The sequence below is a fragment of the Pedobacter sp. SG908 genome, assembly GCF_011759615.1.
Classification (GTDB): Bacteria; Bacteroidota; Bacteroidia; order Sphingobacteriales; family Sphingobacteriaceae; genus Pedobacter; species Pedobacter riviphilus.
This window is the reverse complement of record NZ_JAAOYY010000003.1, coordinates 244,488-258,196: the sequence shown is the minus strand read 5'-3', so window position 1 is coordinate 258,196 and position 13,709 is coordinate 244,488. Positions and strand designations below refer to the sequence as shown.

The 13,709-nt window shown below is 38.3% G+C and carries 16 protein-coding genes; 5 read left to right on the top strand and 11 right to left on the bottom strand.

Annotation, left to right across the window (positions count from 1 at the left end):
• Nucleotides 1-134 precede the first annotated feature (134 nt).
• The 3 genes from FHT21_RS21795 (at nt 135) to FHT21_RS21785 (ending at nt 2,337) form a co-directional block, all read left to right on the top strand.
• A complete protein-coding gene (locus FHT21_RS21795; protein WP_025146912.1) occupies nt 135-704 on the top strand; it encodes an RNA polymerase sigma factor in 570 nt (189 codons plus the stop codon).
• On the top strand, nt 685-1,440 hold the full coding sequence (locus tag FHT21_RS21790) for a hypothetical protein (RefSeq protein ID WP_167296848.1): 756 nt from the start codon (nt 685-687) through the stop codon (nt 1,438-1,440). The genes FHT21_RS21795 and FHT21_RS21790 overlap by 20 nt, the downstream gene beginning before the upstream one ends.
• Before the next feature lie 114 nt (nt 1,441-1,554).
• Nucleotides 1,555-2,337, top strand: a complete 783-nt coding sequence (locus FHT21_RS21785) for an outer membrane beta-barrel protein (protein WP_167296847.1) — start codon at nt 1,555-1,557, stop codon at nt 2,335-2,337.
• A gap of 62 nt (nt 2,338-2,399) precedes the next feature.
• On the opposite strand, the gene FHT21_RS21780 is transcribed toward FHT21_RS21785, so the two are convergent.
• Together FHT21_RS21780 and FHT21_RS21775 are read right to left on the bottom strand one after the other, a co-directional pair.
• Nucleotides 2,400-2,816, bottom strand: a complete 417-nt coding sequence (locus tag FHT21_RS21780; RefSeq protein ID WP_167296846.1) for a PIN domain-containing protein — start codon at nt 2,814-2,816, stop codon at nt 2,400-2,402.
• A complete protein-coding gene (locus FHT21_RS21775) occupies nt 2,806-3,090 on the bottom strand; it encodes a DUF6364 family protein (RefSeq protein ID WP_167296845.1) in 285 nt (94 codons plus the stop codon). The genes FHT21_RS21780 and FHT21_RS21775 overlap by 11 nt, the downstream gene beginning before the upstream one ends.
• 150 nt (nt 3,091-3,240) lie before the next feature.
• On the opposite strand from FHT21_RS21775, the gene FHT21_RS21770 reads away from it, so the two are divergent.
• Nucleotides 3,241-4,233 (top strand): ABC transporter ATP-binding protein, encoded by a 993-nt coding sequence (locus FHT21_RS21770; protein ID WP_167296844.1) that lies wholly within the window; start codon nt 3,241-3,243, stop codon nt 4,231-4,233.
• 13 nt (nt 4,234-4,246) lie between these two features.
• On the opposite strand, the gene FHT21_RS21765 is transcribed toward FHT21_RS21770, so the two are convergent.
• The gene (locus FHT21_RS21765; RefSeq protein WP_167296843.1) at nt 4,247-4,660 is read right to left on the bottom strand and encodes a hypothetical protein; all 414 of its coding nucleotides are present in this window, start codon (nt 4,658-4,660) and stop codon (nt 4,247-4,249) included.
• A gap of 136 nt (nt 4,661-4,796) precedes the next feature.
• Here FHT21_RS21765 and FHT21_RS21760 point away from each other — a divergent pair, with 136 nt between their 5' ends.
• The gene (locus FHT21_RS21760) at nt 4,797-5,357 is read left to right on the top strand and encodes a DUF4230 domain-containing protein (protein WP_167296842.1); all 561 of its coding nucleotides are present in this window, start codon (nt 4,797-4,799) and stop codon (nt 5,355-5,357) included.
• 144 nt (nt 5,358-5,501) lie between these two features.
• Here FHT21_RS21760 and FHT21_RS21755 read toward each other — a convergent pair whose 3' ends face one another.
• The 8 genes from FHT21_RS21755 to leuC all read right to left on the bottom strand — a co-directional run bounded on the left by FHT21_RS21755 (nt 5,502) and on the right by leuC (nt 13,687).
• Complete coding sequence (locus FHT21_RS21755; RefSeq protein ID WP_167296841.1) at nt 5,502-5,852, bottom strand: cupin domain-containing protein; 351 nt, start codon at nt 5,850-5,852, stop codon at nt 5,502-5,504.
• A 115-nt stretch (nt 5,853-5,967) separates the two neighbouring features.
• The gene (gene ilvA / locus FHT21_RS21750; RefSeq protein ID WP_167296840.1) at nt 5,968-7,218 is read right to left on the bottom strand and encodes a threonine ammonia-lyase IlvA; all 1,251 of its coding nucleotides are present in this window, start codon (nt 7,216-7,218) and stop codon (nt 5,968-5,970) included.
• A 222-nt stretch (nt 7,219-7,440) separates the two neighbouring features.
• Nucleotides 7,441-8,601, bottom strand: coding sequence for a 2-isopropylmalate synthase (locus FHT21_RS21745; RefSeq protein WP_147224933.1), 1,161 nt, complete (start codon nt 8,599-8,601; stop codon nt 7,441-7,443).
• A gap of 10 nt (nt 8,602-8,611) precedes the next feature.
• The gene (gene leuB / locus FHT21_RS21740) at nt 8,612-9,703 is read right to left on the bottom strand and encodes a 3-isopropylmalate dehydrogenase (protein ID WP_167296839.1); all 1,092 of its coding nucleotides are present in this window, start codon (nt 9,701-9,703) and stop codon (nt 8,612-8,614) included.
• A gap of 4 nt (nt 9,704-9,707) precedes the next feature.
• Nucleotides 9,708-11,168, bottom strand: coding sequence for an ATP-binding cassette domain-containing protein (locus FHT21_RS21735; protein WP_167296838.1), 1,461 nt, complete (start codon nt 11,166-11,168; stop codon nt 9,708-9,710).
• Entirely contained in the window at nt 11,168-11,752 is a 585-nt protein-coding gene (gene leuD / locus FHT21_RS21730) for a 3-isopropylmalate dehydratase small subunit (RefSeq protein ID WP_167296837.1), read from the bottom strand. Before leuD ends, FHT21_RS21735 begins: the two co-directional genes overlap by 1 nt.
• A 121-nt stretch (nt 11,753-11,873) precedes the next feature.
• Nucleotides 11,874-12,176: an antibiotic biosynthesis monooxygenase gene (locus tag FHT21_RS21725; RefSeq protein ID WP_167296836.1), complete on the bottom strand. Its 303-nt coding sequence runs from the start codon at nt 12,174-12,176 to the stop codon at nt 11,874-11,876.
• A 104-nt stretch (nt 12,177-12,280) separates the two neighbouring features.
• Nucleotides 12,281-13,687: a 3-isopropylmalate dehydratase large subunit gene (leuC, locus tag FHT21_RS21720; protein ID WP_167296835.1), complete on the bottom strand. Its 1,407-nt coding sequence runs from the start codon at nt 13,685-13,687 to the stop codon at nt 12,281-12,283.
• Between the last annotated feature and the right edge of the window lie 22 nt (nt 13,688-13,709).

Below are 13,709 nucleotides of genomic sequence, written 5' to 3'. Positions count from 1 at the left end.
TTCTTGAAATTTATTTAAACTATATCTTATTGATAACCAGTTGCTATTGAGCTAATTTTAACTTTATTTAACTTTTTTTCTCACCCCATGCAACCATTGTTTGTAATCTGCCATCTTCTATATACAAACACACAATGAAATTGACGCGAAGCTATACAATAAACGATTTGATGGAAGGCTGCAAAGCTGGCGACCGGAAGATGCAAGAGCTGCTTTACAAGCAAACGGCATCGAAGATGTTGGCTGTTTGTATGCGATACGCCAAAGATAGAATGGAGGCAGAAGATGTGCTGCAGATGGGGTACATTAAAATTTTTCAGAAAATAAAAGAGTATAGAGGCGATGGTTCTTTTGAAGGCTGGATTAGAAGAGTAATGGTGAATACTGCGATTGAAAGTTACCGTAAAAATTTACGCAGCTTAAATGTAGTAGAAATAGACGAAGCTTACGAGCAGCCATCAACCGGATTTGATTTTGGTACTTTGGGTATGCAGGATTTAATGAAAGTGATACAGAAATTAGCAGATGGTTACCGCATGGTTTTTAACATGTATGTAATAGAAGGCTACTCGCACAAAGAAATTGGAGAAACACTTGGGATCTCGGAAGGGGCGAGTAAATCGCAGTTATCAAGGGCTAGGGCAATATTAAAAGAAGAAATTATAAAAATGGAGGGATTTGGTTATGCAACCTATACGGGATAAAGATTTTGATCAGTTGTTTAAGGATGCTTTTGCTGATGCAGAAGTAACGCCATCGAGGGATTTATGGAGCAATATAGAAAGCGAAATAATGCCGAAGAAAAAAAGAGCTTTACCAATTTATTGGTTATCGGCTGCAGCGGTTTTACTGGTGGCTACAATTGGGATTTTGCTTTATCAACAACAAAATACAACCAGTGAGCATAAACAATTGGCCAGTAATACCATTGAAAAAACTAAACCTGAGGTACAGGAACCTGTTGCCAAAGATACCCCAGCTACAGTAGTTGAAAATATTGCACCGGTTTTGCCAGCTCTACCTAAAGTAGTAAGCACTATCGCCAAAACAAAGGTTAAAAAGGACGTAAGGCCTGTTACAATAAAGGGAAAACAAAGCATAATTACTGCACCTGAGGTGATAAAACAGGAAATAGTTATAGCAAAAGTTGAGGAACCTAAAAAAGATATCAATACGAAAATTGAAGAGGCGATTCTGCAACCCAAAGAGGAAACTGTAATAGTTGCTAATCCAACAGAAGTTAAAACTGAAGGACCTGTTAACGATAACGAACAAAGCAATAAAGGTGTCCGTAATATGGGCGATGTGATCAACCTTATTGTAAATAAAGTGGATAAGAGAAAAGATAAGTTGATCCAGTTCCGTACGGATGATGATGATTCTTCTCTTGCATCGATCAATATCGGTCCATTTAAAATAGGTAAACGAAATAAGAAATAAACAGTTTTCAATTAGCAGTTCACAGTTGCTAGTATCTGAACCTTAAATATTACATATTCAACTTTATAACATTCAATAATTCACTCATTCAATAACTCAATAACACACACATATATGAAACGTCTAATTTATACAACACTTTTGGTAAGCGGGCTTGCCGGTGTTATGGCTCCTGGTGCTTTTGCTCAACAAGATAGTACCAAAAAGAAAATCGATTATAGCGAAGGACATGGCATTATCCTTAAAACTAAATCAGACTCAGTAAAAAAAGGCCGTTTTGTAGGTGGAATTACCTTCACCAGGATTGACTGGGGTTTCTCCAGGTTAATCGACAATGGCAGCTTTAATCTATCTCCAAACAACGATTTTTTGGATTATAAAGGCGGCAAAACCAGTACATTCTCTTTTGACGTGTTACAGCTTGGCTACCGTTTTAACTCTAACTTTAAAGTGTATGTGGCTGGTGGTTTCGATTGGACTTTAATCCGTTTAAGAAAAGATATTACCATTGCTAAAAACGCTAATGAATTTGTATATACCGATCAGGCGCCTGTACATTTTTCAAAAAACCGTTTCTCTAGCAGTTATGTTCATATTCCATTAAATTTTGAATTCCGTACCAATGAAAACAAAAATGGTAAAAGATTTTACCTGGTTTTAGGTCCTGAAGTTAGCTTTTTGTTAAATGGAAAAATTAAACAGATTAGCGAAGAACGCGGTAAAGAGAAACAATACGATAGCTACCACTTTCAATCGGTTCGTTACGGAGGTACAGTTAGATTTGGATACGGAGGCATAGGCTTGTTTACCAAATATTACTTTAACGATATGTTTACCACTTCTCAACAAGCTGGTTTAAAAAATATGAGTTTCGGGGTTACCTTCGGATTAAATTAAAACACAGCAACACACAAATAAAACAGATCCTGTTTCGGTTAGGCGAGACAGGGTTTTTTGTTTTATAATGTTTTTAGAAACATTGCAGGCGTTAATACACTTAACTTACTCCTTTTGTAGTCTTTAATATTTCGCGTAATTATAGCATTAATTGATCCATGGTTTTCAGCCGAAAAATTTTGGAGTGCATCTTCAAAATCTATGAATTCAGAATCGATTGAATTCAAAATAACGTTTTTGTCAATTATTAAAATATCTAAAAAAGTAAATAATATCTTAAAGTCGGCCAAAATATCTTTATGACTAAAGTGTTTTCTCAACAAATAATACGTGTTGGCTATTATTAAACCCGAAACAAAACCATTGATTTTTTGGTTGACACATAAATTCAGAATTTTTGATGAATCAATAAAAAATGGTTCTCGTTTCAGAAAAAAATCAAGTAAAACATCAGAATCAATGAGAATGTTATCTTTCATTATTATTTAAATATTTTTGATATTTCTCATCCCTGACTTTCTCCAGTTCTTTTTTATAATCATAATTATCAGGTAGTTCTACTTTTGGGCGGAGCATCAAAGATTTTATGATTGGAGAAAGCTCATCATCATCTTTTACAATCTCTTCTTTTTTGATAACAGCTTTTAAATAATTCTCTACCACTGCAGACAGGCTTCTACCTTGCTGTTCTGCATAAGCTTTTGCCTGTTTAATAACAGACTTATCTATAGTTAAGGTTAGTTTAGTGTTCATGGCCTTATAATTGCTGACGTCAAGATGTATTGATGTAAAGATACACAGATGCTTGTATACGTGCAAAAATAAAATATAATGCACGTGTAATTTTGTTTGCACTTAAGCCTTCCACCTTAAAACCCTCTACCTTTTTCTTATCTTTACGGTGTGAGCAATATCCTAATCAGCGTTAAAAATTTAACCAAGCAATATCAGGCGGAACAGGCCGGTGGAATTAAAAATGTAAGTTTCGACATTAAAAGGGGCGATGTGGTAGCTATTATTGGCGAGAGTGGTAGCGGAAAATCGACTTTACTTAAATCCATTTACGGATTGCTGAAAACCGATTCAGGTGAAATCTTTTTCGAAAATCAGCGGGTTAAAGGACCGGACGAACAACTCATTCCTGGGCACAAGCAGATGAAAATGGTTACGCAGGATTTTTCATTAAATATTTATGCGAAGGTTTATGATAATATTGCCTCACAACTATCAAATACCGACCTTAAAACCAAAGCGGAAAAAACTTTGGCGATTATGGATCATTTACGGATTTTACCGCTTCAAAATAAAAAGATTATTGAACTGAGCGGGGGGGAGCAGCAGCGTGTGGCCATAGCAAAAGCAATGGTTGCCGATACGCAGGTTTTACTTTTAGACGAACCGTTTAGTCAGGTGGATGCTTTGCTTAAAAACCAGCTACGAGCTGATATCAAACGTGTAGCCTCCGAAACAGGGGTTACTGTAATTTTAGTTTCGCACGATCCTGCCGATGGTTTATTCCTGGCAGATCAGTTGTTGATTCTGAAAAATGGCGAACTTTTACAAACTGGAAAACCATCCGAAATTTACCAACATCCTAAACACATTTATACTGCGCAGATTTTGGGTAATGCCGTGGTTTTATCGAAAGCCGATGCCGAAAAAATTGGTTTAAAAACAGAAAAGGAATTCGTTGTATTTTACCCCGAATGGGCCGAAATAAGCAATAGTTGGAGCAGCAGGCGCTATGAAGTAAAGGATGTGTACTATAAAGGTTTTTACGATGAACTGCTTTTAGAGAGAAATGGTGTGAACATCCGTGCCTTGCAGCTGAACAGGGGAGAGCATAAAAAAAACGACCACGTTCAATTGAACATCAGTCGTTTTTTGGAGTTTTAAAGATTTTTAAAATTTAATTTCCAGCATAATCAGACGGAATAATAACAACCTTTACCAAAGTATTATAGTTAGGTGGAACTGTAGCTGTTAAATTATTAGTGTCTTGAACATCAAACCTTAAACCTCCATTAGAAACTTTATAACTAAAAGCATTGTAATTGAATGTATAAGGTAATTGAATATCACCATTTGGATCACTTGGGTGCTCAAAATAGACTAGAACGCCTTCGTCATCTAATGTTACGCCATCAATAGCGGCTAAAGGCTTACTTACAGAATAACTCCCATTGGCATTGCGCACCCATTCATTTGAGTTAATAGTGAAATTGTAAGTTTTAGCTCTTAATTCTTGATAAACAGTTTCTTTTTTGCAGGAAGCCAGACCTAGTGTGGCAATGCAAAGCATTAAGATGGTAAGTTTTTTCATGTTGATTAGTGTTTATTTGTGTGTGTGATATTGGTATTACAAATCTGCTGCCAAAAAAATATAATTGCAGATTTATGGATTAATTATTGTGCAACAGATTAAATACACAAATGTTCACAGCCAAGTTTTTATCAATATGAAGCTCTTTTTTCGCCTCTTACCCTGGTTAATTTTAGTCGTTGCAGGGTATTTATTTATCTCTAAAAAGTTTAGTATCAATACCTCTGTAGAAAGCAAACATCAGCTTTTGGTTGAAAAAATTGAGGCTATTGGTAAATTAGAGCTGGTGAGGTATCAGATCAGCAATGTTTTAGAACACAAAAATAAAACAGACTTTTTGCCCGAAGCTAGTGTTTTGTTGATTGTTAAGGCCGAAGCGGTAGGTTGTATCGACTTAACAAAAATTACCCGTGAAGATATTGATATTGATGCGGACACTGCTGTAGTAAATTTGCCACAGCCTGAAATTTGCTACGTAAAAATAGACCATAAGAACTCTCGTGTTTACGATACAAAAATGGCTTTCTTTCGTGAAGCTGACCTGGTAGATGAAGCGTATAAAGCAGCCGAAAGGCAAATTACTGCTGAAGTTAAAAAATCGACCATTTTAACGCAGACGAGAACTAATGCTACAACCGTGCTTAAGCCAATTATTGAAGGGCTGGGCTACAAGAATGTGAAGTTTACTTTTGAGTAGGTTATTGGTTAGGGTTTAGGGGGGAGGTTCATGGACCGTCACCCGGAATTTAGTTCAGGGTCTAACGAAAGGTGAACTAAGTAAGACTTCGCAGACCTGCAGGATAGATGCTGAAATAAATTCAGCATGACGATTTATTAAAACCTATTTCAAAAAATCTTCCCGATGCGGGTTAAAAATATCGATTAATAGGCCTGCTTCTAAGCAAACCACACCATGGAATACATTGGATGATGCAAAAAATACGTCTCCTTCATTTAACACCTTTTTGTCATCGCCCATCGTTACTTCAAAACTTCCTTTGGCTACATAACTCATCTGTAAGTGTGGGTGGTTGTGAATGGTGCCAATGGCGTCTTTTTCAAATTCTACTTTAACCAACATCAGGTTGTTATCGTAAGCCATGATTTTGCGTTTTACGCCTGCACCTAAATTTTCCCAGTCGATATCGCCGTCTGAAATTAATGCCTGGTTGCTTAAGTCTTTGAAATTCATTTTTTTATTTTTGCGTCACCCTGAATGTAGTTCAGGGTCTTTCCGTATTGGAAAGATGCTGAAATAAATTCAGCATGACGATCGTGTTAAATTCTGCGTCTTTTGCGGTTAATCTTTAAACCAGATATTCAAACAAAGTTTGGTCTTGGTTTAGTTCAATAATTTCAAATTTAAAATCTTTCATGCGCTGCAATAAACTTGCATAATCGTTTTTATTAGAAAGTTCTATACCAACCAATGCAGGACCATTTTCTCTATTCGTTTTTTTAATAAACTCGAAACGGGTAATATCATCCTGTGGGCCTAAAACCTCGTTTACGAATAATTTTAAGGCCCCTGGCCTTTGTGGGAAGCGCACAATGAAATAATGTTTCAGACCTTCGAATAGCAAAGATTTTTCTTTAATCTCCTGCATACGCTCAATATCGTTGTTTCCACCGCTTACAATACAAACTACCGTTTTGCCTACAATCTGGTCTCTAAGCTGATCTAATGCAGCCACAGAGAGTGCTCCTGCAGGTTCAACCACAATGGCATCTTCGTTATACAATTTTAATATGGTGGTACATATTTTTCCTTCTGGGATTAAATGCATCTGATCCAGTAGATCCTTGCAGTACTCATAAGTAATATGCCCGATTCTTTTTACAGCGGCACCATCCACAAAGCGGTCTATTTCTTCTAAAGTGTAAGGGCCGCCGTGTTCCATTGCTGTAACCATAGATGGTGCACCCAGCGGCTCAACACCAACCAGTTTTACATCAGGTTTAACGGTTTTCATATAAGCACTTACGCCTGAGGCCAAACCACCACCGCCAACAGGCATTATCAAAATGTCTAAATCCGGCAGGTCTTCGTAAATCTCTACACCAACCGTTGCTTGTCCTTCAATTACTTTTTCATCATCAAATGGAGGGATAAAAGTGGCTGATTTTTCGGCGCTATAAGCCAAAGCCTCTTTCAAACAATCGTCGAAAGTATCACCAACCAAAACTACCTCTACACTGTCGCCACCAAACATATAGGTTTGTTTTACCTTTTGCTTTGGGGTAATTTCTGGCATAAAAATAACACCTTTAATACCTAGTTTCTTGCATGAATAGGCTACACCCTGTGCATGGTTGCCCGCGCTGGCACAAACTACACCATTAATCAATGCATCTTGCGGCAACGTGCTAATTTTATTGTAGGCACCACGCAATTTGTATGAGCGTACAATCTGCAGGTCTTCTCTTTTTAAATAAATATTGGCATTGTAATGTGCAGAAAGTCCGGCGTTAAACTCTAAAGGTGTGCGTTTTACCACGCCTTTTAACCGTTGATGTGCAGATTGAAAATCTAGTGTATTTGGTGTTGTAGTATTCATAATTTAGTATCAAGAAGAGAGATATGAGTATCGAGACTAATATTTCACTTGTGTTTTTTGTAAAGCAGGGTTTGGTGTTCCATCGGTTGCAGCTGTCCTGCTTTACGTTTTATTCCGCTGCGCTTCATGCTCATTCTATCCGATAGCTAACGGATCAGGTTTAGAAAAATAAGTTAGTGCATTTGTATTAAAACGCTAACCGCTTACTAAACCCTAACCGCATTAAGCTAAATGTAAAGCAACCAATTGATTTAAATCATGGTCGTTAATACCTTGTTTGCTGTCGGCCAAAACTAGAAACTGTTTGTAAACAATATCTAAATGGTCTTTTTCCAATTTATGGCCTAAGCGGTCTAAATGGTGTTTTAAAGCGTGGCGGCCACTTCTTGCTGTTAATACAATTGTAGCATCAGGGAAACCAACATCTTCTGGTTTAATAATTTCATAGTTTTCGCGGTTTTTTAAGAAACCATCCTGATGAATACCTGAGCTGTGAGAAAATGCATTTCCACCAACAATTGCTTTATTTGGTTGTACCGGCATGTTCATCTGGTTGCGCACCATATGGCTCATTTCGTAAAAACGTGTCGCATCAATCTGGGTATTTAAACCTAAAACCTTATGCGTTTTTAAAATCATGACGACTTCTTCCATAGATGTATTGCCTGCGCGCTCACCGATACCGTTAATGGTACATTCTACCTGGCGTGCACCATTCTGTAAGCCTGCGATAGAATTCGCTGTAGCCAAGCCTAAATCGTTGTGGCAATGCACCGAAATAATGGCTTTATCGATATTTTTTACGTTTTCTTTTAAATAAAGAATTTTCGAACCATATTGGTCTGGTAAACAATAGCCATTGGTATCTGGAATATTTACCACAGTTGCACCGGCAGCAATTACCGCCTCAACCATTTTGGCTAAAAATTCGATGTCGGCACGGCCGGCATCTTCAGCATAAAACTCCACATCCTCAACAAATTTTTTCGAATACCTTACGGCTTCAACAGCACGTTCTAAAATTTCTTCACGGGTACTGTTAAATTTATGTTTTATGTGAAAATCGGATGAGCCAATTCCTGTGTGAATACGAGGTCTTTTTGCATAACGTAAAGCATCTGCAGCAACATCGATATCGTTTTTATTTGCACGGGTTAAAGCGCAGATAATCGGGTTGGTAACCGCTTTTGATAATTCAATTACACTGTTAAAATCTCCGGGACTAGATACCGGGAAACCTGCTTCAATCACATCAACACCTAAAAGCTCAAGTGATTTAGCGATTTCTACTTTTTGGTTTGTATCTAACTGGCAGCCTGGAACCTGCTCGCCGTCACGCAATGTCGTGTCGAAAATATAAACTTTGTTTGGGTCGTGAATCATAATCTTAAGTTTAGGAAGTGATTAATTTTTGTGATAAGAATTTAAGAACCAATTTGCCCATTTCGGCTGTGCCTAAAACTTTAAACCGGTTTGTATTTTGGTCGGCAATATCGTGTGTTCTAAAACCTTCTTTCAATACCTGGTCGATAGTATCAACCAATAATTTGGCTTCTTCTTTTAGTCCGAATCCAATTTCCAACATTAATGCTGCCGATAGGATAGAAGCCAATGGATTGGCTAAATCTTTGCCAGCAATATCGTGTGCAGAACCGTGGATCGGTTCGAAGAAACCTGTGCTTTCGCCAACAGATGCGGAAGCGAGCATACCCATTGAACCTGCAATCTGCGAAGCTTCATCTGTCAAAATATCACCAAATAAATTGGCGGTTAAAACCACATCGAATTTTTTAGGGTTTTTGATCAACTGCATGGCTGCATTATCGATAAACATGTGCTCTGTTTCTACATCAGGATATTGTTTTGCAATTTCCTGAACGGTTTCGCGCCATAAGCGAGAACTTTCTAAAACATTTGCTTTATCTACCGAACACAATCTTTTGTTACGTTGCTGTGCGGCCTGGTAAGCTTTATGCGCAATACGTTCTACTTCATAACGGTGATAAATCATTAAATCCGAAGCGGTATTACGGTCTTCGGAGCGCGTTTTTTCACCAAAGTAAACATCGCCAGTTAATTCGCGGAAGAACAAAATATCGGTTCCCCTTAAAATTTCTGGTTTAATACTCGATGCCTGAAGAAGTTCGTCAAATAGTAATATCGGGCGGAGGTTGGCAAATAAACCCAGTTCCTTACGGATTTTCAGCAGACCTTGTTCTGGTCTAACTTTTAAACTAGGGTCGTTGTCATATTTGGCGTGACCGATTGCTCCAAAAAGGATAGCATCACTTTGTCTTGCTTTTTCTAAAGTTTCATCAGGCAAAGGCTCTCCGGTAACTTCAATAGCTGCGTGGCCCATTAAAGCTTCTTCGAATGTAAACTCATGTCCGAAAATTTCGCCAATTTTTTCTAATGCTGCTTTTCCCCAAGTGGTAACTTCGGGTCCAATACCATCTCCAGGTATTACTAAAATGTTCTTCTTCATTGTACTAAACGTTTTCTAGTATAGTTTCGACGACTTTTACTTCGCCTTTTTCTAACAATATTCTTTTTTCAATGCAGGTTGGCAGCTGCGATTCAAAATGGCCAACATAAATCAGGGTCATCCCATTGCTGCACAGTTCATCAACCAATTGGTTAAAATGTTTTGTTTGCTGTTGGTCTAAACCCTGGCAAGGTTCATCCAGAATTAATAGTTCGGGATTTTTTATAATTGTTCGCGCTAATAATACCAATCGTTGTTTACCGAGTGGAAGTGCGGTTAATAATTCATTTTTATTTTCAGTTAGGCCAAAGTATTCCACCAGTTTATCTACCTGTGTACTTTTGGTATAAGGCAGCTGTTGGAAAAGTCCTACTGTATCATAAAAGCCCGAGGCAATGCTTTGCCAAACGGTAGCAGTAGGGGCGAAATACCAATGAAACTCAGGCGAGATTAAACCGATATGCTGTTTAATATCCCAAATGCTTTCGCCACTTCCGCGTCTGTTACCGAATAAATAAAGCTCATTGGCGTAAGATTGCGGGTGATCGCCATTCACTAAACTCAGTAATGTTGATTTCCCCGATCCGTTGGGGCCTTGTAAAAGCCATTTTTCTCCAGCCTTTACTTCCCAGTTGATATTCTTCAGTACCTGTTTTTCGCCATAGCTAATATTTACGTTAACCATTTTAACAATGTTCTGAGAACTGTAAACGGGCGACTCTTTTAAGAAATCCGGAATTTCTCTCAAATGGCTTTCGGTACTAGCAGACGTTTCTAATGCATCTACTTTAACCAATTGTCCATTTTTTATTTCAGCAAAAGAACCAATGCAACTTGGTAGTTCGGTATCATTACAGATTAAGAGCAATTGAACGCCTTCTTCTGCAATCTGATCCAACAAAATGTTCAGGTTCTTGCGCGAAGCTGCATCTAAACCGGTATAGGGCTGATCAATAATCAACAACTGAGGTTTTAACCATAGGGCTTTAACCAGCTGCAGCTTTTTATGTTCGCCGCTTGATAATTCGATTAGTTGTGAACTGGCAAAAGTAGCAAAGCCTAAGGCCTCTAAAATAGGTTCAACCTGATCGAAGTGAAGGCCTTTTTCTTTGCCATAACTAACCAATTCGGCATGAACCGTTAAAGTTTCTTTTGCTTGCTGGCTGGTATAACGTTGTTGGTAATAAAAATTGGCAACTCCTTCTAGGTTTTTAAACTGATACCAGCTTTCTACGTAAAAGGCCTCTTGTGGAAGCTTGCTCAATTGATCGAAATCAATTTCTATACTTCCCTGATATGGAATCAGGCCTGCAATAGCTTTGCCCAGCGATGTTTTTCCTGTTCCGCTTTGTCCAGCAATTACATAGCTTTCGCCAATATTTATTTCCCAATACAAATCCCTGAGCACCACTTTGTTGTGGTAACTTAAGTTTAAATCCTGTATGTGAAGGAATGGTTTAAACATTACTTTGCTTGTTCGAATGCTTCAATTAATTGTTTTTGGTTCAAGATGAAATCGATATCATCATAACCATTTATTAAACACGATTTTTTGTATGGATTGATTTCAAATGATTCTTGAGCACCAGTTTCTACAATGGTAACCGTTTGGTTTTCTAAATCAACTTCTAAGGCCGATTTTGGATTGTTGTTAACCGCTTTGAAAATCTGCGCCAAGAACTCGTCACTTACCTGGATTGGTAATAAACCGTTATTCAAGGCATTTCCTTTAAAAATATCGGCAAAGAAGCTGCTAATTACTGCATCAAAACCGGCATCTTGAATGGCCCAAGCTGCATGCTCACGACTACTTCCGCAACCAAAGTTTTTTCCTGCAACTAATACCCGACCACCGTAAGTTGGATTATTCATCACGAAATCGGCTTTAGGCTGGTTATCGTTCTCATAACGCCAATCGCGGAACAAATTTTCGCCAAAGCCCTCACGCGTAGTCGCTTTTAGAAACCGCGCAGGGATAATCTGGTCGGTATCGATGTTTTCTATATTTAAAGGCACTACTGCCGATGTTAATTTTGTGAATTTTTTCATGTCAATTAGTATCAAGTAGGGAGTACCAAGTAGCGAGACTTGTATTCCACTTTTTATCTTATTTTTTTAAGCCTTTTGCTTAATGGGGGTAATTTTATGCTTTAAGTTTTTACCCACCGCCTTAAGCCCTACAACCCTCTACCATCTCAAAGTGTTCAACTGTTGGGAAAGGATCATAAAAGTGATGTAATAACTTTTTCCAATCCCGGTATGCTGCTGATCCCCGGAAACCTTCGGTATGTGCCTCCAAAGTTTTCCAGTTTACAAGCAAGATGTATTTATTTTCTACCTCTACACATTTTTGAAGCTGATGCGAAATGTAACCTTCCATTGTAGAAATGATTTTTTGGGCTTCGCTAAAAGCTTTTTCAAAATCAGCCGATAATCCAGCTTTTACATTTAATACGGCAACTTCTAGTATCATATGTTTATTATCCGTCATTGTGAAGTAATCTACTTAGCTTGCAATCGCATTAAGATTGCTTCGTGCCTCGCAATGACGATTAGGCTTGGCATTTAGTTTTTACCTTAAACCTTCTCCAGCAAATCCCTTACATCGGTAATTTTTCCGGTTACTGCAGCAGCTGCGGCGGTAAGTGGACTGGCTAATAAAGTACGTGCATTTTGTCCTTGTCTACCTTCAAAGTTTCTGTTTGATGTAGATACACAATATTTACCTGCTGGGATTTTATCTTCGTTCATTCCTAAACAGGCACTACAGCCCGGTTCGCGTAATTGGAAACCAGCGGCTTCGAAAATTTTATCCAAACCTTCGTTTTTAGCTTGTTGCTCAACCTGTTTCGAACCTGGAACAATCCAAACGGTAACGTTATCGGCTTTGCTTTTACCCTTAACAAAATCGGCAACTTCGCGTAAATCTTCAATGCGTGAGTTGGTACAGCTTCCGATGAACACATAATCAACTGGTTTTCCGATTAATGAAGAATCATCATCAAAGCCCATATAATCTAACGCTTTCTGGTACGAGAGTTTTTCTTTTTCTGGTTGTGCACCAGTTGCCGGAATGTGTTCTTGGATACCCATGCCCATTCCAGGGTTGGTACCATAGGTAATCATAGGTGCGATATCTGCCGCATCGAAAGTTAAAACACTATCGAATTTCGCGTCAGCATCGCTATATAATGTTTTCCAATAAGCTAAAGCTTTATCCCACTCTTCGCCAGCAGGAGCAAATTCTCTTCCTTTAATGTAATCGAAAGTGGTTTGGTCTGGTGCAATTAAGCCACCGCGTGCGCCCATTTCGATACTCATATTACAGATGGTCATCCGGGCTTCCATACTTAAAGCCTCAATTGCCGAACCTGCATATTCGATAAAATAACCTGTACCACCTGCTGCAGAAATTTTGGCAATAATATATAAGATAATATCTTTTGCGCCAACACCCTTTCCAAGTTCGCCATTTACCTCGATTTTCATGGTTTTAGGTTTCGACTGCAATAAACATTGGGTTGCGAAAACCTGCTCTACCTGTGAAGTACCGATACCAAAAGCTATAGCACCAAAGGCACCATGGGTTGAGGTATGACTATCGCCACAAACCATTGTTTTACCAGGTAAAGTGATACCCAGCTCAGGGCCGATAACATGTACAATGCCTTGAAAAGGATGCCCTAAGCCATACAGTTCTATACCGAATTCTGCACAGTTTTTTGTTAACATATCTACCTGATAGCGCGAAAGCTCCTCTTTAATTGGTAATAATTGATTTAGTGTAGGTACGTTATGATCGGCTGTTGCTACAGTCTGTTTAGGACGAAAAACAGGTAAGCCTCTCTTACGCAAACCATCAAATGCCTGCGGAGAGGTTACCTCGTGTATTAAGTGTGTATCAATGTATAAAATATCAGGAAATCCTTCTTCACTTTTTACAACGTGAGCATCCCAAATTTTTTCTACTAATGTTTTTGACATTTTGTTATTATTTAATGTTTGT